Below are 19,816 nucleotides of genomic sequence, written 5' to 3' on the forward strand. Positions count from 1 at the left end.
CGAGATGCAGCACGACGACCGAATCCTTGCCGCCCGAGAACAGCAGCGCGGGCTTGCTGCACTCGGCGACGAGCTCGCGCAAGATGTGGATCGACTCGGCCTCGAGCCAGTCGAGGTGGCCCATCCGCCTCGCGTCGCCGGCGGGCGGGCCCAAGGCGGATTGTTCGAGCGTCGCGTTCATTGTCGAAGTCCCCGGTTCGAAGCGCATGCGGTGCGATTGCCGTGCGGCGGGGTCGGCCCCGTGGGCCGGCAGCCCCTGCGGAAAACGGCGCCGGCCGCGCGGCCGCGACGCATGCGCCCGTCGTCACCGCCGTGTCGCGCCGTCGCGGCCCGGAACGCGGCGTTCACGAGCAGGCAACGCCCATGTCCGCCGCGAAATGCTCAACGTCCTCGACGTACGTCCCGAGGAAATCGTCGTCGTCGTAGTAGGCGAGCGCCTGCCGAAACATCTTGTCGCGGCTTTCCCAGCGGTTCTCCACCGGATACTGCGACACGCGCGCGTGGTCGTCGTGCGAAATGTGCAGCGCATGGCCGCCGACGTGCCGCACCAGTCCGGCCCCGAGAGTCAACCGCGAGATCATGTCCTGATCCTCCCATCCCCAACCGTGCAGACGCCCGTTGTAGCCGTTCACCGACAGGAAGTCCCGCTTTCTGACGAACAGGAGCCCGGGGGCCTGGCGCGTGCCGTCCTGCGCGTCTTCCTCGTTGTCGACGATCGCGAGCTCCCGGCCGTTGCGGATCTTGACGTCCAGGCGATAGCCGAAGCGGACAACGTTCTTCGCCTGCCGCGAATTCTGCTCGGTCTCGCGCACGCCCTTCAGGGTCGCGAACGTGCCGGGCGTCGCATCGAGCTTGCGCACGAGCGATGCGATCACGTCCGGATCGACGATGATGTCGCAGTCGCAAAAGAACAGCGTGTCGCGACGGGCCGCGTGCGCGCCGAGATTCTGCGCCTTCGTCTTGTGGAAATAGCGCTGGTCGCGCAGTTCGACGACATGGACCGCATGCTCGAAGCCTTCGGTCTGGCGGGCCAGCGCGAGCGCGTCGCCGCCGAAATTCACGATGACGACCTCGCCGTTCAGCCGGCTCGCGGTCTCGGCGAGCCCGGGCAACGCGCCCGCCAGTTCATTCCGGTTTCTCCATGTCACGATGATGGAAAGCATGATCAATTTCCTCCTGGTTGAGCGGACCTCGATGAAGCAAACGTATCGCGCGACGCGCGTGGCGTCCGCGATCCCCGACCGGTCACGCGTACCGGATCGCGAAGTCCTTCAGAAACGCGGTCAGCCGGCTCACCGCCTGTTCCGATACGGCGTTGTACAGCGAGGCGCGGATGCCGCCGATCGAGCGGTGTCCGCTCAGGCCGGACAAGCCGGCCTCGGCCGATTTCTCCTTGAAAAGCGCATCGAGCCGCACGTCCCTGAAGCGGAACGCGGCATTCATCGTCGAGCGCGCCGCCTGCTGCGCATGGCAGTCGACCACCTCGTTCAACTCGTCGAGCGTCGCGTATAGTGCGGCGGCCTTGCGCGCGTTGATGTCGCGCATCGCGTCCATGCCGCCGATTTCATCCCTAATCCAGCGCAGCACGAGCGCCATCACGTAGATCGCGAATACGGGCGGCGTGTTGTAATTCGACCGATGCTCGACATGGGTCCGGAAATCGAGCATCGGCGGCAGCGTGTCGGAAACGCGCTCGAGCAGCGCGCGCCGGATGATCGCCACCGTCACGCCAGCGGGCCCGAGGTTCTTCTGCGCGTGCGCGTAGACCATCCCGTACGCATCCACGCTGAACGGCTTCGACATGAAGTCCGAGGACATGTCCGCGATCAGCGGGCTGCCGGGCAGATCCGCCGCCACGGGAAACTGAAGCCCCTCGACGGTTTCGTTGGATACGTAGTGGCGAAACGGCGCGCGCGCATCCCAGTCGAGCGCGGCGAGCGACGGCAGCGTCCGGTAGCCGCTCTCCTCGCCGTCCCAGACCACGCGCATCGCGGTGACGCGCGACGCCTCGCTGATTGCCTTCCGGCTCCAGTAGCCCGTCGTCACATACTCCGGCGCGGCAGCGCCCGGCAGCGAGAAGTTCATCGGGATCATCGAGAACTGCAGGCTGCTGCCGCCTTGCAGGAACACCACGCCGTAGTCGTTCGAAATGCCCAGCAGGTCGCGCAGATCGGCCTGCGCCTGCGCGAGCAGATTCGAGAACCAGCGGGAGCGATGGCTCATGCCCAGCACCGACAAGCCGGTTTCCGGCAGCGCCACGACCGCCTGCTGAACCTGTTGAAGGACGGAATCCGGCAGCGCGCCGGGGCCGCCCGAGAAATTCAGTTGATTGCGATGCATCTGACGACACTCCCGAGGCAAAGTGAAGACAGGAATCGGATCATTTCTGCAGATAGCCCGACGACGGGCGCACGGCGCCCCGCCTGAACGCGCCGTTGAGCGGCTCCGAGTAGCACTTGAAAACAAGCTGCGCAACCAGCGCCGACGCGCACAGATAGAAGACGAGCCACAGCGGCTTCGCGTAGATGTCGACGTTTTCCCGCGTGACGTACTCGCGCAGGATGCCGAGCACGACGATGTGAAACAGGTACAGCTCATAGCTGCGCTGCCCGAACCAGCCGATGAAGCGGGAGACGAACGGGGGCGCCGCGGTTTCGCGCGGCGCGCCGTTCCTGAACGAGTACAGCAGCACCGCGGTGCAGAACGCGACGACCGAGACGCCCCAGACGACGTGCTGCATGATCGGACCGGACAGATACGTCGCCGCGATCGCGATGCCGGCGATCCACCGGATCGCCCTGCTCCAGCCGCGCGACATGGCGCGCGCGGGCAGCAGCGCCGCGCAGCATCCCATCGCGATCGCGTCGAAGCACGACAGGTAGCCGTAGAGCGCCACGATCTCGTCGTCCGCGTGCAGGCTCCGGTAGATCGGCGCGGCGATGATCGGCAGACACAGAAACAGGAGAATGTACCGGCGGCGCTTCAGCAGCAGGCAAAGAATCGGAAACGACAGGTAAAACACCTCCTCGACCGACAGCGACCAGAGGATGTTCATGCTGTAGTTGAAGTAGCCGACCTTGGACATCAACACGTTGTGCCAGAAGGTCAGCACGGACAGCACCGAGACGAACACGCCTGCCGTGTCCGGCTTGTTGACGAACGAGCGCATGCCGAGCGATCCGAGCGCGACGATCACCGCCAGCACGAACACGAGGCACGGCAGGATGCGCGACGCCCGAAACCGGTAGAACGTGGTCGGGCGGATCGTGCCCAGCGAGCCGAAGCGCCTGATCGACGTCGACGTGATCAGGAAGCCCGATACCGCGAAGAACATCGTGACGCCGTAGTTGCCGTTGCGCGAGATCGCCTTGATCGCGTCGGACAGCCAGGGGACATCGAACGGCGTGACGTGCAGCCTGTACGTCAGGTGAAAATGCAGGATCAGCACGAGCAGGATCGCTATCCCGCGCAACAGGTCCACACCATCGCTACGTTTATTCAATTCCATCTTCCATTCCTGTTCCAGGTTCCCGTTCCGCGCCCGGCGGGCCGCCGCGAACGCGCGACGGGCTGCGACGTGCCAGTCAAGCGGTACGGCGTTGCAAATCCGCCTTCGCGCGCATCATGTGCCGAGCGATGTCCTCGATCTCTTCGATGTGATACGACAATGGCAGCGTGGTCCCGCCGGCGCCGGCCGCGCGCTCCGACGCGATCCGGACGCCCCCGTGCGCGTCGATCATGACGCCCTCCTCGCACGCCCATTCGCGATTGCTCGCGACGGCGTCTTCCTGCGTCAAGCCGGGCGGCAGATCCAGCTCGAGCCGGCCGCCGGCGAACGTCACCGGATAGCCGCCGGGAAGGCCGAGCGGCCCGGGCGTGTGCCCCACGTACCGCTCGACGCGGCCGAGCGCCGCGGCGATCAACTGCGCGCCCGTCGCTCCGGTGACGAGATTCAGCGACGGGCCGGCCGGCAGCCGCACGTCGGGCAGCGCATCCGGCGCGCTCGCCGCCGCGCCGTCGATCCACACCCGCGGCGGATGCAGGCGGCTGAACCCGGCGATGGCCGCGGCGACCTGCCGGTGATGCGCGAGCATCCGGAGCCGCGACGACGCATCGAGGCCCAGTTGCGCAGCATACGTCGCCGCCAGCGTCGCGATGTTGCCGATGCCGCACAACACGTCGTGGCCGAGCCGCGAGAGGATCTCGTTCGATGCGTCCGGATAGCACGCGTTGACGAGACGGCTCGACGGCGTGCGCTCGCCGATCGCGCGCGCGACGCGCAGCGCCAGCGCGAGCTGCAGCGGCAGTGTTGCGCCGTAGCCGCTCGCGCGAATCTCGGCCGCCCATGCGTCGCCGCCGCTCGCGATCTCCCACATCGATTGCAGCGACGCCGCGTGGAATACGACCTTCGGCGCGCAATCATCGACAAGCCGCGCGAGATCGTCCGGCGCGTCCCAGTCGATCGCGCGGCACGCGACCCGGTGATGCGTATCGAGCGCACACGCACGCGCATTCGAGGCGTGGGCGAGCCACGCGAGCCGGGATACGTTGCGCCCCGCCAGCACGATCGTCATCGGCTCGGCGAGCGCCGGCATCGCCATCAGATCGAACAACACGGCCTCCGCGAGCGAGCCGGATCCCGTCACGAGCAGATCGACCGGCATCGTCAGCCTCTCCGCGCCAGTTCCGCCGCGATCCGCCGGGCGATATCGGGGCCGGACAGGCCATGGCGCTGCAGCAGCTCCGCGGTCGGCCCGACGTCGCCGCTCCAGTTCGCCGGCCAGTTGAACACCGGCTCGCGGACCTCATGGCCGTTGGAGCGGAGCAGATCGGCAAGGCCGCCGAAGCGCGTATGGTCGTCGACGACCCAGATCCCGTCGACGCCGCCGAGGAGCGCGCCGAAAGCCTCGGCGGGAAACGGCGCGAGCCGCGTCACGTGGATCACGCCCGCGTCGATGTCGAGCGCGCGCAGCCGCCGGGCCGCGTCGTCCGCGACGTGCGTGAACAGCCCGCAGCTCACCAGCGCGAAGCGATGGCGCTCGCCGATCCAGCGGCACACGGCGGGCTCCCCCGGCAGCTCGCCCCACGGCTCGCGCGGATACCGGATGTACGCCGGCCGATCCGTCTCCATCACCGCATCGACGACGAAGCGCGTGTCGCGATCGCTCGCGGGCGCCCAGATATCGATGTTCGGCAGCGACGCCATCACCGCGACATCGTTCAGCGCCAGGTGACTCTTGCCGTTCGGGCCGCCGCATCCGCCGCTGTGCGAACCGACGAGCGTGACCGGCATCCCGGTCTGCGCGAGACCGACGCGAATCTGATCGTATGCCCGGTAGCACAGGAACGCCGCGAACGAGAACACCCACGGCCGCAGGCCGCACGCGGCCATCCCGGCCGCCGTCGACACCATCGACTGCTCGGCGATCCCCGCCATCAGGAACCGGTCCGGATGGATCGCCGCGAAACGGTCAGCACCGTAGGAATCGGCGAGATCGCCGTCCAGCACCCAGATCCGGGGATCGCACTCGGCGCGTTCGACGAGCGCTTGCACGCAATGTGCGGCGGGCCTCATACGACGCCCTCCGCCACGGCCACCGCGTGCCTGAACTGATCGTCGGTGAGCGACGTGCAGTGCGACAGCCCCGGATCGAACTCGAACGCGGGAATGCCGCGCCCTTTCACAGTCGTCGCGAGGAGGACGCTCGGCCGCCCCCGCTGCGCGGTCATCCCGCACATCGCGGTCTCGAGCTGCGCGACGTCGTGCCCCGCCACTTCGCGCACGTGCCAGCCGAACGCCGCCCACTTGCGCGCCGCGTCGGGCAGCGGATCGGGCACCACGCCGTCGATGCCGCGCCAGCCCATCTCCTGAAAGCCGTTCAGATCGACGACCGCATGCAGGTTGTCGACTCCGTAGCGCGACGCGAACTGCGCCGCCTCCCACACCTGACCTTCTTGGCATTCGCCGTCGCCGAGCACGACCCATACGCGCGCGCCGGTACCGCGCAGCGCGAACGCCATGCCGAGGCCGACGGACAGTCCCTGTCCGAGCGATCCCGTCGAAAAGTCGACCGCGTCGAACAGCGTCATGTCCGGGTGGCACGGCAAACGGCCGCCGCCCCGGCCGTACGTCGCGAGCTCCGCCTCCGGCAGCGCGCCGATCGACGCGAGCACCGCATACAGCGCGACCGACGCATGCCCCTTCGAGAGGATCAGCCGATCGTCGAGCCCCTCGGCCCGACGTCCCGCGTCGCGCCTGAGCACCCGGTGGTACAGCACGATGAGCGTGTCCAGCACGCTCATCGCGCCGCCGAAATGTCCGCCATCGACGCCTTGCAGCATCTTCAGCACCCGCTTTCGACTTTCCAGCACCTGGTTGTCGAGATTCATCGTCATTCCTGTTCGAAAAAAGGTTTAGCGCAGGCGCGACAAGCCGTGTTCGCGCAAGAGCCGCTCCGGCCGGATCTCGCGCCAGCGCGCCTCGAACGCGGAGAGCGCGCCGACGTCGCCCGTCCGGGTCGCGAGCGACGCGCGCGACAGGCCCGAGCCCTCCTGAGCGTCGGTCCCGAGGGCCTGCTTGATCGCAGTGCGGCGCGCGTCGAGATCGTCGCGCGCGCGCAGGATGCGCCGCAGCGATCCCACCGGATCCGCGAGCAGATCCTCGTACCAGACGAGCACGGGATCGACGCCCGCCGCGTGCATCCGGTCGAACGCTTCGACCGATGCCTTGAGCAGATCGGCGAGCGCCTCGCCGCTGTCGTCGAACGCGCGCGAACTGGATCGCACCCAGTCGTCGCGGTTGCGGCACATGAACACGTAGCGCGCATGCGGCATCGCGTTCAGAAACACGTCGATCGCGCGATTGCAGCGCGCCCGCAGCTTGATGACCGGCGCGCGCCCGCACGCGGGCTCAAACGCCGCGACGCAGCTCTGCACGATCCGCTCGCGCGCGCCGTCCGCGGCCGCGCGCTCGGCGTCGTCGTCGAAATGCGCAACGCTCGTCAGCACGTCGGGCTCCGACACCGACTGCTCGCCGGCCGCGGCCAGCAACCGCGACAGCAGCGTCGAGCCGCAGCGCCCGACCGAGAAAATGAAGGTCGGCGTCATGCGGGCCGCCCGGCCGGGCGTGTCGAGATGCTCGAACGGCACGTCGAGCAGGAACCGCGCGGTGCGCCGCTGACGCTGGTAAAGAAACGGCGCGTCGGTCATCGCGCAATCGTCGTCCCAGCGGCTATAGAGCAGCCGCGCGTCCCGCCAGTCGACGCACAGCGGCACGTAGCGCCACCGGTCGCCGACGTCGGACACGCTCGCCGCCTGCGCGACGACCTCCGTCTCGAAATCCCGCGGTCGAACCATCCGCGTCGAGTCCGCGTGACGGGACGCCAGTACGCGCAGCACGCGCACCGGCCGGTGCGGACGTGACGGCAGCTCGTTCATCGTGTCGTACCTCCGACCATGCGGCGGCAATGCGCCGCTTGCGCCGCTCACCACAGCGCGCCAAGCAGGGCTTGCGCGTCCTCGGTGAACCCTTCCCCGCCATTCGTGCCGCCCGCGTATTCGCCGAACACGGGCCCCTTGTCCGAATCGAACAGATCGACCCGCACGTGCTCGATGCCCGTCCAGTCCCGGTAGTAATCCGCCAGGCGCTCGGCGAGCGCGATCACCGCCGGAAAGTTCTCCGGGCAGGGAATCCCGCGCTCGACAGGCTGCGCGCTGTGATACAGCGCGACGCGGTTCCAGTCACGGTCGTAGTCGTAGGCGACGCAGCCGAGGTCGTAGCCCACGGTCACGTAGTGGATGTATTCGACACGGCCGTGGAACGTCAGGCATTTGAACTGGGACACGCACGGCGAGCCGTCGCGGTTTTCGATCATCTCTTCGACCAGCACGTCGTTGTTCAGCCCGCGATAGCACCACTGCCGCGCGAAGAACGCGCGAATGTCGTCATGGCCGACCGACTTGCCGCTCTTCAAGTCGACGCCGTCGTCCATCAGCATCAGCACGCCGGTCTGGCAACGCGGCTTGATCACATAGCGTGCCGGAAGCGTCGTGAAGCCGCAGTCGGCGACGTTGCCCTCGAAGTACAGCTTCGGCAGATACTCGCCGTATGCGTGGAGGTGGGTGCGGCACGTCAGCTTGCAATCGAGCTGCGTCTCGCACGCCACGCGCCGCATCTCGTCCGGCGTCGCGCCAGGCAGGAAAACGCCGCGCCGGTCATCGTAGTTCGGCCATCTCGCCCGAACTTTCTCTCTGAATGTCTTCACGACGTTCTCCGGTCGAATTTCACGCGCGGCGGGCGCGCGCGACCCAGCTCTCGCGCCTGTTGTGCCGATAGTCTTCGAGTTCGCTCCAGTCGGCGACCCCCTGTGCGCGCCAGTCGACGCGTTCATGGGTCAGCCCGTAGTGATCGAACAGCATCTCGACGAGCGACCGGTTCGCCCAGCCCATCAGGCCGCTCTGACGCACCGTCGCGCCGGGCGCCGCCGCGTCCTCGTAAAGAAACACGAGATTGCCGGTGCGGCTGTGCTCGCCCGGGATGACGTCGTTCAGCCAGCTCCGGACGCGCGCCAGCCCCGACACGCTCCCGAATCCGCCCTGCTGAGTGCGCCGGACGAACGCGTTGACGCGACGGTTGCGCAGCCGCTCCCGGAGATTCCAGCGCTCGCGCGCGACCCAGGTGTCGAGGATGAACGCCCCCGGCGCGATGCGGCCGACCTCGCGCACGATGTCGACGTGCTCGATCAGATGGCTCAGCACGCCGAAGCAGAGGATCGTGTCGAACGCGCCCGTCTCGACCGACTTCAAATATTCCACCAGGTCCGCGCAGACCACGTCGTAGCGATCGCGGCCGTGGCCGCCTTGCGCGAGATTCGACCGCGCGCTGTCGATATGGTCGGCGCGCGCCTCCACCCCGACCACCTTCGTCGCGCCGTGCGCGAGCGCCGCGTGCATGAAGCGGCCGTCGTGGCTCGCGAGATCGAGCACCCGCTTGCCCTTGAAATCGTCCGCATGACCGCTGATGAGCACTTTCGAGCGCCAGTTCAGGCGGTGCGCGTTCGCACGGACGTTGCTCGACGCAAGAAACACGGAACCGGAAAAATCGACGCCAGAGTGAATTAACTGATTTGCCATATGGGACTCGCGCTAAATTGAAAAATCTGCCGCGGCCTGCCCGCGGCGATCGTGTCGGCCACCGCCCGTCATGCGGCGGCGGCCGTGACCGGTTTGCGTTCGCCGACGCCGTGGGGCGCATCCCCGCGCACGCAGACGCGCCGCGCGAAGCGGCGCCCGGTGCCGTAGTCGTCGACGGCCGTATGCATCGTGCACCGGTTGTCCCAGAGCGCGACGTCGCCGTTCGACCAGTGCCAGCGCACCGTGTACTGCGGCCGCTCCATCAGCGCATACAGGTAGTTGAGGATCGTCGCGCTTTCGGCCGAGTGAAAGCCCGTGATGTGGGACGTCAGGAACGGATTGACGAACAGGCACTTGCGCCCCGTCTCCGGATGCACGCGCACCACCGGATGCTCGGCGCCGAACACGTTGGACAGATCGATGTCGGAGCGGCCCTGCGTCTGGAACGCGCCCGGCCGCTCCGCATACTGCTGGGTCATCATGTCGTGCACCGCGCGCAGCCCTTCGAGAAACGTCTGCATGCCCGGCGACAGCGCGGCGTAAGCGGCCTCGAGATCGGCCCACATCGTGTCGCCGCCGCTGTCCGGCGTCTCCTTCACGCACAGGATCCCCATCGCGCTCGGCAACTTCGCGATGCTGAGGTCCGTGTGCCAGATCGACGCGCGACCGGTCGACACGGCGCCGTCGAACACCGTGACCTCGGGCTGCCGTCGGGCTTCGCGGTGAACGACGGAAAATTCGTCTCGAGTTCGCCGAACAGCCTGCCGAACGCGATCTGAGTCTCGACGCTCAAATCGGGCTGGTTCGTGAAGAACAGCACCTTGTACCGCAGCAGCGCCTGCCGGATCTCGTCGACACGCCCGCTCTCGACGATCCCGGCGAGCGTGCGGTTGCGCACTTCCGCGCCGATGGTCCCGCTCAGCGGCCGAATGTCCAATTTTTCCATCTCGTCAGCTCCTTGTCGTATGAATCGTGTGATCAGCCGCACGATCGGCCGAACGATCCGCACCGCGACCAACGCCCTCGGCGGCGGACTCGAAGTGCGCTTTCGCAAAGCGGTACAGCTCGATGTCGAATCGGTTCTTCTCCTCGACGCAGGCGCGGCACGCGTCGTCAAGCGCCACGCCGCGCCCATGGGCGCCTTCGTTGCGCCGCTCCTGCGTCGGAAGCGGCCAGCCGAATTGCCGCGAAAAATGCCGCATCGACGCGTCGAACTGCTCCGTGAGCCCGAACGCCGCGAACCGCTCGACCAGGTTGCGCTTCGCCATCTCGAGATGCGCGTCCGTCACGCGCTCGCGCGACGACGCGAACGTCGCGCCGGAAACCGCGCGCACCTGGTAGTTGTCGAGGTCGATGCTCGCATCGCTCGTCAGGAACTGCTCGAGCCCGATGCGCCGCTGGAGCAGGTACGCATGCAGATAGTTCATCGGCTCCTTCAGCGCATAGAAGTAGTACGACACGAGACGCGAGACGGGCTCGCGCAGCAGCGTGACGTAGCGGCAGCCGCTCTCGCCGTCGTCGAAGCCGTACACGAAGTGGCCGCGCAGCAGAGCGAACGACGCCTTTTCGCCGGCGTCGAGCCGGCGAAACGCATCGACCTTCTCGTTGACGACCGGGTGCGACTCGTCCGCATAGAACTTCGCCACGTTCGTGCCCGCGTACAGTCCGTCGAGGTACACGCCGAACGTCGTGCCGGCCGTTCTCGGGATATGCACGAATGCGATGCGATGGCCATGGGTCGTCATGCCGTGACGCTCCTGCGGGACACCTCTTCCCACGCGTCGCCGAGAGAACGCGCGACCGCTTCGGGGCAATCGCGCAGCAGGTAGTGGCCGACGCCCGCGTATTCGACGAGCTTCACGCGGCTGCCGATGCGGGACCAGTCCTGGTAGCGCGTCCCGTAGTTCGAGACGAGCGGATCCTCGGTGCCGACGAGGCACCAGGCCGGGACGTCGAGGGGCGCGAGCGCGCCGCGGCCCGCCTCGTCCACCAGATGGTTGTAGTAGACGTCGGCGAGCCAGCTGTCGTAGCGAAAGTCGTGCAGGAAAAACGCCTGCTCGTCGGGCCTGCCCGGCAGCGTCGAGCCGATGCCGCCGAGGAAATTCAGGATCTCGTCGTCGGTTCGCGCGTCGCGTTTGCCGATCGTCGTGCGCATCAGCGCGCCGCCCATGCACAGCGCGCGTATGTCGGCCGAGCGCCGGCTCAGTTCGCGCGCAATGGCGATCGCGAGCGCCGAGCCGTTGCACTGCGCGAACACGATGATGGGCAGCCCGCTCGCCGCGAGGAGATCGTCGCAAACCGCGTTCGACAGGCGCGTCACCTCTTCCAGCATCGCTGCATCGCTGTCGACCGCGTTGCGCGGCAGCTTCACCGCGAACACCGCCAGCTCGCGCGCCTGCCCCGCCATCGCCCGGCTCATCTCGACGAAGTTGACCGGGCCGCCCGCCGCGTTCGCGACGCAGACGACGACCGCCTTCGCCGTCGCCGGATCGCCCGCCATCGGCACGATCGAGCGCTCGACATCGGGCGCGCGCTCGAGATGCGCGGCAAGCGCCTCGATGGTCGGATGATCGTAGATGTCGGTCACTTCGAGCGGCGGGCCGTACTTGGCCGCGATGCGAATCGCCTTGAACGAATCGCCGCCGAGCTCGAAGAAATCGTCGCGGACGCCGAATGCGTCGTGGCCGAGCACGTCGCGGAGAATTTCCGTCAGGCGGCGCTCGACCGGCGTGCGCGGCGCGACCGCTGTCTCGCTCGCGCGCGGCGTTTCGTGCAGGAACTGCTCGCGCAGCCGGTTGCGGTCAACCTTGCCGCTCGGCAGTTGCGGCAGTTCCGCCTCGAACCGGAAGACGGACGGCACCATGTACGGCGGCAGCTTCGCCTTCAGCATGTCGACGATCACCTCGCGCGCACCGTCGCACGGCACGACGTACGCGCAGAGGAACGCCTCGCGGTTCTCGGGCCGGATCGCGAGCACGGCCGCCTGCCGGACGGCCGGAATCGCGCGCAGGCTCGCCTCGACCTCCTCGAGCTCGATGCGCATCCCGCGAATCTTCACCTGCCTGTCCTTGCGGCCGTGAAACATCAGCACGCCGTCCTCGCGCATCTCGCCGAGGTCGCCCGTCCGGTAGAGGCGTCCCTTGTAGCGGTCGGGAAACGGACTCTTCACGAACGCCTGCGCGGTGGCGCCCGCCATGCCCACGTACCCGCGTCCGATGCCGACGCCCGTCGCCACGATCTCTCCCCGCGTGCCGATCGGCACCGGGCGCAACGCGTCGTCGACGATGTAGATGTCGAAATTGGCGAGCGCGCGGCCGACCGGGACCGGATTGACGATCTCGTCCTCGGGCGACATGAGGTGGTGCGTGATGTCGTCGGACGCCTCGGTCGGGCCGTAAGCGTTGATGACCTTCGTCGCGGGAAACAGCGCGAACCAGCGCCGGATCAGCGTCGCATCGACGGTCTCGCCGTTGACGATCAGGAACGTCATCGACGCGGGACGCGCGCAATCGGGATGCGCTTCCAGATATTCGACGACGGCGAGCAGATAGGTCGGCACCACCTCGAGGATCGTCACGCTGTCGGCGGCCATCCGCCGAATCAGCCCGGCGATGTCGTTGACGACGCGGTCGTCGTAGACGAACGTCGTGCCGCCCTTCGTCAGCGCGATGAACATCTGCCAGACGGACACGTCGAAGCTCATCGACGCGTTCTGCGCGACGCGGCTGTCCGCGTCCATCGACAGGTCGAGCGCCTTGTTCGCGATGTTGTTCAGCATGCCGATGTGCTCGATCATCGCGCCCTTCGGCTTGCCGGTCGATCCCGACGTGAACAGCACGTAGCTGAGATCGTTGCCCGAGAGATGGACATCGGGATTGTCCTCGAAGAGCGGATCGTCCTTCACGAGGTCGTCGAACACGATGCGCGGCACGCCGGCGACGGCCGGCTCGGCGGCCGCCACGGCCGCATCGACGACGAGCGCCTTCGCGTTCGCCAGGTCGAGCATCTCGCGCATGCGCTGCTCGGGCAGGACGGGGTCGATCGGAACGTAGGCCGCGCCGACCTTCCAGATCGCGAGGATCGTCAGGACCAGCCGGTCGCTGCGCGCGATGCGCACGCCGACGAGCGAATCCGCGCCGAGATCCGGGAACGACTGCATCAGCCGATTCGCGATCCGGTTCGCGGCCCGGTTCAGTTCGCCGTAGCTGTATGCGCGATCGTTGTAGACGAGCGCGCGGCGCTCGGGCGTGCTCGCCGCGTGATTCTCGACGAGGTGCGGCACCAGATGGCGGCCGAGCCGCAGGTCGCCCTGCCGCGCGACGCAACTGAGCGGCGTCTCGTCGTCTCCGTGGGGCCGCGCGCGTGCGACGCCGCCGCCGAGCACATCGCCGACGGGTTGCTCGAGGCCGCCGGGAATGCGGTTCAGCACTGCTTTCAGGTTGTCTGCCATGACTTCGATATCCTCGATGTGGTACCGCGAACGATCAAAATTGATTTCGATGTGCAAACGCGGCCCCGGTGTAGCCGAAACGGTCAGGCCGTAGTGCGTTTCCTCGGCGCACCCATAATCGCGAAGGCCGAGAATGCGCGCTGCGCTGCGCTCGGCAAGCGGATAGTTCTCGACGACGAGCAGGCTGTCGAACAACGGCTGTCCGCTGCGCACGCCGCTTTCGCGCTGAATCTCGATGAGATCGAGTTGCGCGTGCGCTTCCCTTTCGACGTGGCAGTCGTGCACCGCGCGCAGCCAGTCGCGCAGCGGCGTCGACGCATTGATGTCGACGCGCGCCGGCACTGTCGCAATCAGCGGGCCGACGATCGTCTCGATGCCGGGAAGGTCGATCGCGCGTCCCGACGTCGTCACGCCGAACACAGGCGCCGTCTCGCCGCCGTGGCGCCCGAGCATCAGCGCCCAGGCCGCCTGCAGCATGGCCGCCAACGTGACCTGGCATGTGCGCGCGGCCTCCACGAGACGCTGCGTCGCCGCTTCGTCGAGCGAGCGCGTGACGACGACAGGCGTCGCCTGCGCATCCGCCGACAGCCCGGCCTGCTCGATGCCGAGCACGGTGCGATGCGTGCGCGCGCCGATCTGCTCGCGCCAGTAACGCCTGTCCGCCTCGCTCGATCGCCGCTGACGCCACGCGACCACCGCGTCGAACTGCACGGCGGCCGGCCGCGCCGTCGGACGCCCTTCCGCCAGCGCCTCGTACGCGCGCAGCAAATCGGACCAGACGAGCTGCACGCTCCACCCGTCGAGCACGGCGTGGTGATATGTCCAGACGAAGCGGTATTCGGCGGCGTCGTGGCGCACCAGATGGAAGCGCATCAGCGGCGCGCATTCGAAATCGAACGGCGCTGCCTTGTCCGCCGCGAGCAGCGCCCGGAAGGCCGCATCGCGCGCCTCGGGCGTCAGGTGCCGGTGATCGACTTCGCGCCACGGGCATGCGACATGCGTCATCACGATCTGCAGCGGCTGCTCGCGCTCGAATCCGGCGAATGCGGTGCGCAGCGCCGCGTGGCGCTCGACGAGCGCCTCCCACGCGCGCCGCAAGCGTGCGGCGTCGAACGTGCCGCCGACGTTCGCATAGATCTGGTTCGTATAGGCGCTCGCCTGATTCGGCAGGAGACTGTGAAACACCATTCCCCACTGGATCGCGGTCGCGGGGTACAGCGTTTCGAGCGACGGATGACGCGCGTGCCAGGCATCGAGTTCGTCCTGCGTCACGACGGCGAGCGGGAAATCCTCGGGCGTCGGGCGCCATGCGGGCCGCGTGTTGCAGTGCGCGGCGATCTCCCGCAGCGCATTCATGAAGTGCTCACCGAACGCCGCGATCGTCTCGTCGTCGAATGCTTCCGCCGAGTAGTCGATCTCGAACGCGAGGCAGCCGTCCTTGACCTCGCCGTTGATGCCCAGCTCGTGCTCGCGCGGCCTCGCCGCCGTGATGTCGTCGCGCGCCGACGTGTCGACCACGGCGATGCCGGCCGCTTCGTCGTCTGCGACGTCGAACTGCCCCAGGTAGTTGAAGACGATCTCCGGCGCGCCTGCGGCTTCCGCGGCCGCCAGCTCCGGATCGCCCGTCACGTGGCGAAGGATGCCGTAGCCGAGGCCGTGATGCGGCGTCGCGCGATACTGCGCCTTGACCGCCATGATGGCCGCGGCCACCGGGTCGGACGCCCCCGCGGCCCCCGCCAGGGACACCACCTGCGGGTAATAGCTCGTGAACCAGCCCACCGTCTCGCCCACGTCGAGCAGCGCGCTTTCGGCACCGTACCGGGCCAGTACGTCGGCTTCGCGCCCGTGCCCCTCGAGCGCGACGCGAAGCGTGTCGTGGCCTCGCCACCGGCGGGTCGCGAGCAGCAGGCCGGCCAGCAACAGCTCGATGATCTGCGTCCGATACGCGCGATGCGTGTCGGCCAGCAGCGCGCGGGTGTCGGCCGCATTCAGGCCGAACGACTGAATGCGCGTCGCGCGACGCGTCGTATCGGCGCCCACGCCGTGATCGGGCCGCAGAGGCAATGCCTGCGCTCGCAGCACGCGCAACCAGTGCTCGCGCTCGGCACGCAGCACCGGGCTGTCCGCCGCCGCGACGATCGCTCGCGCCCATGCCTGATACGTGTCGCTCTTTGGCCCGAGCGTGACGGAGCCCCGCGCCGTCCATTGCGCGAACGCCCGTCGCAGGTCTGCAACGATGATGCGCCAGGACACGCCGTCCACCACCGCGTGATGTCCGGTCAGCAGCAGGCAGCCCCTTCCCTGCGCCCCGGCGGCGACCAGTGCCGCGACGAAGAGCGGGCCGTCGGCGAGACGCACGCTGCGCCGCGCCTCCGAGAAGAACGCGTCGGCAGCCGCATCGGGCGTCTGCGCCGACGCGACGTCGCATACCGTCAGGCGCACCGTCGCGTCGCGCGCCTGCGCTCCGGCGAAGTGCGCGCGCCAGCCCGCCCCCGCGTTCCGGAAGCGCAGCCGCAGCGCATCATGACGCGCGACGAGCGCCGCCAGCCATGCTTCGAGGAAGTCCGCGTCGACGCCCGCCGGCACATCGAGGAGCCGCGACTGGTGATAGTGATCGACGTGCGTCGAATCGACCGCGAAAAACCAGTGGTGAATCGGCAGCAGCGGCATGTCGCCGTCGCTCGCCCGTCGCTCCCCCTCCCGCGTCTCCCATCGCACGTTCGCCGCGAGGCGCTCGACGGTCTGGTGACGGAAGATGTCGCGCGCCGAAAACGCGATGCCCTGCTGACGCGCGCGCGCGGCCACCTGGATCGACAGGATCGAATCGCCGCCGACGGCAAAAAAATTGTCGGTCACGCCGAGCGCCGGCACGCGCAGCACGGATTGCCAGATTCCGCACAATGCGCGTTCGGCCTCGTTGCGGGGCGCGACCGCGCCGAGCGCGGCATGCCGGGCCGGCGCACGGACCGGGAGCGCCTCGAGCGCCTTGCGATTCAGCTTGCCCGTGATGCCTTTGGGCAGCGAAGGCGTCAATACGCAGGCCGCCGGCACCATGTAGTCCGGCAGACGCTGCTTGAGCGCGCCGACGAGAGCATCGCTGAAGCGCGCGCTTTCGTCCGGCGCGGATGCGCGCTCCATGCCGCCCGCAGGCACGACATACGCGACAAGCTGCGCGGCGCCGTCCGCCTCTCGCTTCACGATCACGGCCGCTTCGTCGACGAGCGGGTGCGCGTTCAGCACGCTCGCGACCTCGTCGAGCTCGACGCGATAGCCGCGGATCTTGATCTGCTGATCGGTCCGCCCGAGGAACTCCAGCACCCCGCGGCGCGTCCAGCGCGCGAGATCCCCCGTCATGTAGAGGCGGCCGCCCGGCGTGAACGGGTCCGGCAGGAATCGTTGCGCCGTCAGTTCCTCGCGATTCAGGTAGCCGCGCGCGACGCCCTCGCCGGCGATGTAGAGATCGCCCGGCATCCCGATCGGCATCGGCCGCATGCGCTCATCCAGCACGTAGACGCGCATGTTGCCGAGTCCACGTCCGATCGGCACCTTGCCGTTCGAAATGGACGCGGTGTACGCGTAGCCGGTGGCGAACACGGTCGCCTCGGTCGGACCGTACAGGTTGTAGAGCGACGCGGGACGCAGTGCGCTCAATGTGTCGTTCGCGAGTGCGCTCGTCAGTTCCTCGCCGACGACGAACGCGTGTTTGAGCCGGTGCTCGCGGGCAAAGCGCGCGTCGGCCGCCGCCTCCGTCACGAACTGGCGCAGCAATGACGGCGTGAAATTCACGTGCGTGACGCCGTGCCGAATCACCGCATCGATGATGAGGTCGGGCGAACCTTCGGCCTGCGGCGCCAGGATCGCGAGCGAGCCCTGGCCGACGAACCAGCCGAACAGCTCCGGCACCGAAACGTCGAACGCGTAATTCGTCTTCAGCAGATAGCGATCGCGCGCGCCCACCGGATAGCTCGCCTCAAGCACATCGAGCAGGTTCGTCACGTTCGCGTGCGTGACGACGACGCCCTTCGGCGTGCCGGTCGACCCGGACGTATAGAGCACGTAGGCGGCCGCCCGCGGATCGACGGCGTGCGCCGCTTCGCACGGCGATGCGGCGCACGGCGGCGCCGGCTCGTCGACGCACAGGGTCTCGAGCTCGAGTGACGCGAACCGCTCGCGGCGAATCGGCTCGATCGTCAGCAGCATCGCCGCCGCGCTGTCGTTCAGCATGAACTCCACCCGCTCGGCCGGCAGTTGCGGGTCGATCGGCACATACGCGCAGCCGGCCTTGAGTGTCGCGAGGATCGCGATCACCATGTCGAACGAGCGCTCGAAGCAGAGCGCGACGCGCTTCGGCTCGCCGCCCGTGCGTTCCAGCAGCCGGCGGGCGAGCGCATCGACGCGCTCGCCGAGCGCCGCGAACGTCATCGACGCGGCGTCGGACCACAGCGCGATCGCATCGGGGCGCGCGCGCACGCGGGCATCGAAGCGCTCGTGGATCAACGGCGATCCCGTCCGCTCGAATGCGGTTGCATTCCAGGTTCGCGTGACCTTTTCCAGTTCGTCGCCGGGCATGCACGAAAGCGACGCGACGCTCGCGTCGGGCGTGGTCGCGATCTGCTCCAGCAGCACCTCGTACTGCGCCAGCATGCCGTCGATCGAGCGACGCCCGAACAGCGCCGTCGCGTACTCGATCACGCAGGCGAGGCCGTCGTGGCGGTACGCGATCTCGAGACTCAGGTCGTACTTGGCCGCGCCGACGTCGTGCGGCACGGTGCGCACCGGCTCCGCCCGTCCGGCTTCGGCGCCCGGCCGTTCGTTGTGGAACTCGAACATCGCCTGGAACAGCGGCGTGTGGCTCGGGTTGCGGCTCGCGCCCGCCAGCTCGATCACCTCGCGTAACGGCAGCGCCTTGTGCTCATATGCATCGAGCGTCGCTTTCGCCACTCGCGCGAGCAGGCCGCTGAACGGCTCGTCCGCCAGCACGCGGGCGCGCAGCGCGACCGTATTGACGAGATAGCCTACGGTCGACTCGAACGCGCCGCCGTCGCGAGCCGCCATCGGTGTCCCGACGGCGAACTCGTGTTGCCGGCTGCAGCGCCAGAGCAGGATCTGCCAGGCGGCCATCAGCGTCATGAACAGTGATGCGCCGTGCCGCGCGCCGACAGCCGCGAGCCGTTCCGCGAGCGCGGCCGGCAGCGTGCGCATCGCCGTCGCGCCGATGCCATCGCGCACGGCCGGGCGCGTGAAGTCGGTCGGCAAATCGAGTACCTGCGGCACGTCGGCCAGTTGCACGCGCCAGTATTCGCGCAGCCGGGCGGTCCGCTCGGGCGTCAACGCGGCGCGCTGGCCGCGCGCGAACGCGCCGGGCGAAGCCGGCGTCCCGCTCCACGCGATCACCCTTCCCGCCCGCAGCGCGCGGTACGCGTCGACGATGTCGCGCGACACGATGATCCGCGACCGCGCATCGAAGACGATATGGTGGACGACGACCTGCAGCACGTCGCGATCCGGCGCCGCGCGGTACAGGCAGGCGCGCACGAGCGGCCCCGCGTGCAGGTCGAAGGGCTGCTGCGCGAATCGCGTCAACGCGCCGCGCAAGCGGGATTCGCGCTCGTCGTCGTCGGCTTCGTCCAACGCCGACGACGCGACCTCGGACCAGCCGACCTCCGCCCCGGAACGCACACACTGCCGCAGACCGTCGGCGCCGTGCCGAAACGTTGTCCGCAGCGACGGATGACGCGCGGCCACCTCCGCAAGCGCGCGCTTCATCAGCTCACTGTCCACGGAAGCGTCGAAGCGCAGCGCCATCGACAGATGGTAGGCGGCTCCCTCATCCTGAACCTCGGAAGCCAGCCACAAATCTTCCTGCGAGGGAGACGCCGGCGCGTCGGCATCCGCGTCGTCGTCGTCCTCCGGCGCAAACGGCGAATCCGCGTGCACGCCCGTCGGCACGGCGTCCGGCTCGCTCGCAACGCCGCCCGTACGCTCGACCAATGCCGCCAGCTCGCGCAGCGTCGCACATGCGAGCACGTCGATGCGTGTCGCATTCGTGCCGCCGCACGCGCGCACGACGTCGACGAGCGCCTCCGGCGACAACGCATCGCCGACGTGATCGACGAGCGGTTCGTCCACGTCGATGCCCGCCACGTCCAGATGCGCGGCGAGCCCGGCGCGCAGCCGCAGCGCCAGCGCGCCTTCGACCATTTCATATGATTGGTTCATATGTAGTCCTATTTT

11 protein-coding genes and 2 pseudogenes are annotated in these 19,816 nt (G+C 68.3%); all 13 read right to left on the reverse strand.

The annotated features are described in order from the left end of the window. Nucleotides 1-181, reverse strand: a pseudogene (locus WS62_RS00005) (sulfate adenylyltransferase subunit CysD); the annotation flags it as partial. Between the two features lie 163 nt (nucleotides 182-344). Next, complete coding sequence (locus WS62_RS00010; protein ID WP_066566171.1) at nucleotides 345-1,163, reverse strand: glycosyltransferase family 2 protein; 819 nt, start codon at nucleotides 1,161-1,163, stop codon at nucleotides 345-347. Nucleotides 1,164-1,245: 82 nt separating this feature from the next. Beyond that, entirely contained in the window at nucleotides 1,246-2,340 is a 1,095-nt protein-coding gene (locus WS62_RS00015; RefSeq protein WP_066566080.1) for a phosphoserine transaminase, read from the reverse strand. A gap of 40 nt (nucleotides 2,341-2,380) precedes the next feature. Next, nucleotides 2,381-3,508, reverse strand: a complete 1,128-nt coding sequence (locus WS62_RS00020; RefSeq protein WP_066566082.1) for an acyltransferase family protein — start codon at nucleotides 3,506-3,508, stop codon at nucleotides 2,381-2,383. A 76-nt stretch (nucleotides 3,509-3,584) separates the two neighbouring features. Further along, nucleotides 3,585-4,670, reverse strand: coding sequence for a hypothetical protein (locus WS62_RS00025; RefSeq protein WP_197422734.1), 1,086 nt, complete (start codon nucleotides 4,668-4,670; stop codon nucleotides 3,585-3,587). Then, entirely contained in the window at nucleotides 4,667-5,575 is a 909-nt protein-coding gene (locus tag WS62_RS00030; RefSeq protein WP_066566086.1) for a transketolase family protein, read from the reverse strand. The genes WS62_RS00025 and WS62_RS00030 overlap by 4 nt, the downstream gene beginning before the upstream one ends. After that, on the reverse strand, nucleotides 5,572-6,396 hold the full coding sequence (locus tag WS62_RS00035; protein ID WP_066566089.1) for a transketolase: 825 nt from the start codon (nucleotides 6,394-6,396) through the stop codon (nucleotides 5,572-5,574). Before WS62_RS00035 ends, WS62_RS00030 begins: the two co-directional genes overlap by 4 nt. Nucleotides 6,397-6,414: 18 nt before the next feature. Next, nucleotides 6,415-7,491, reverse strand: coding sequence for a sulfotransferase (locus tag WS62_RS00040; RefSeq protein WP_066566092.1), 1,077 nt, complete (start codon nucleotides 7,489-7,491; stop codon nucleotides 6,415-6,417). Then, nucleotides 7,485-8,264, reverse strand: coding sequence for an ATP-grasp fold amidoligase family protein (locus WS62_RS00045; protein ID WP_066566095.1), 780 nt, complete (start codon nucleotides 8,262-8,264; stop codon nucleotides 7,485-7,487). Before WS62_RS00045 ends, WS62_RS00040 begins: the two co-directional genes overlap by 7 nt. Before the next feature lie 19 nt (nucleotides 8,265-8,283). After that, nucleotides 8,284-9,132 carry a class I SAM-dependent methyltransferase gene (locus tag WS62_RS00050; protein ID WP_066566097.1) on the reverse strand — a complete coding sequence of 283 codons (849 nt, stop codon included), beginning with the start codon at nucleotides 9,130-9,132 and terminating at the stop codon, nucleotides 8,284-8,286. A 68-nt stretch (nucleotides 9,133-9,200) separates the two neighbouring features. Then, nucleotides 9,201-10,078 (reverse strand): annotated as a pseudogene (locus WS62_RS00055) (TauD/TfdA dioxygenase family protein). Between the two features lie 4 nt (nucleotides 10,079-10,082). Further along, the gene (locus WS62_RS00060; protein WP_066566100.1) at nucleotides 10,083-10,877 is read right to left on the reverse strand and encodes a sulfotransferase family 2 domain-containing protein; all 795 of its coding nucleotides are present in this window, start codon (nucleotides 10,875-10,877) and stop codon (nucleotides 10,083-10,085) included. Next, on the reverse strand, nucleotides 10,874-19,801 hold the full coding sequence (locus WS62_RS00065) for a non-ribosomal peptide synthetase (RefSeq protein WP_066566102.1): 8,928 nt from the start codon (nucleotides 19,799-19,801) through the stop codon (nucleotides 10,874-10,876). The genes WS62_RS00060 and WS62_RS00065 overlap by 4 nt, the downstream gene beginning before the upstream one ends. Between the last annotated feature and the right edge of the window lie 15 nt (nucleotides 19,802-19,816).

The organism is Burkholderia sp. ABCPW 14, assembly GCF_001523835.1.
GTDB classification, from domain to species: Bacteria; Pseudomonadota; Gammaproteobacteria; order Burkholderiales; family Burkholderiaceae; genus Burkholderia; species Burkholderia mayonis.

Coding starts and splice junctions, on each gene's coding strand:
- WS62_RS00030 (WP_066566086.1), bottom strand. CDS start 5,575: ATGAGGCCCGCCGCACATTGCGTGCAAGCGCTCGTCGAACGCGCCGAG.
- WS62_RS00065 (WP_066566102.1), bottom strand. CDS start 19,801: ATGAACCAATCATATGAAATGGTCGAAGGCGCGCTGGCGCTGCGGCTG.
- WS62_RS00035 (WP_066566089.1), bottom strand. CDS start 6,396: ATGACGATGAATCTCGACAACCAGGTGCTGGAAAGTCGAAAGCGGGTG.
- WS62_RS00010 (WP_066566171.1), bottom strand. CDS start 1,163: ATGCTTTCCATCATCGTGACATGGAGAAACCGGAATGAACTGGCGGGC.
- WS62_RS00015 (WP_066566080.1), bottom strand. CDS start 2,340: ATGCATCGCAATCAACTGAATTTCTCGGGCGGCCCCGGCGCGCTGCCG.
- WS62_RS00060 (WP_066566100.1), bottom strand. CDS start 10,877: ATGACGACCCATGGCCATCGCATCGCATTCGTGCATATCCCGAGAACG.
- WS62_RS00050 (WP_066566097.1), bottom strand. CDS start 9,132: ATGGCAAATCAGTTAATTCACTCTGGCGTCGATTTTTCCGGTTCCGTG.
- WS62_RS00020 (WP_066566082.1), bottom strand. CDS start 3,508: ATGGAATTGAATAAACGTAGCGATGGTGTGGACCTGTTGCGCGGGATA.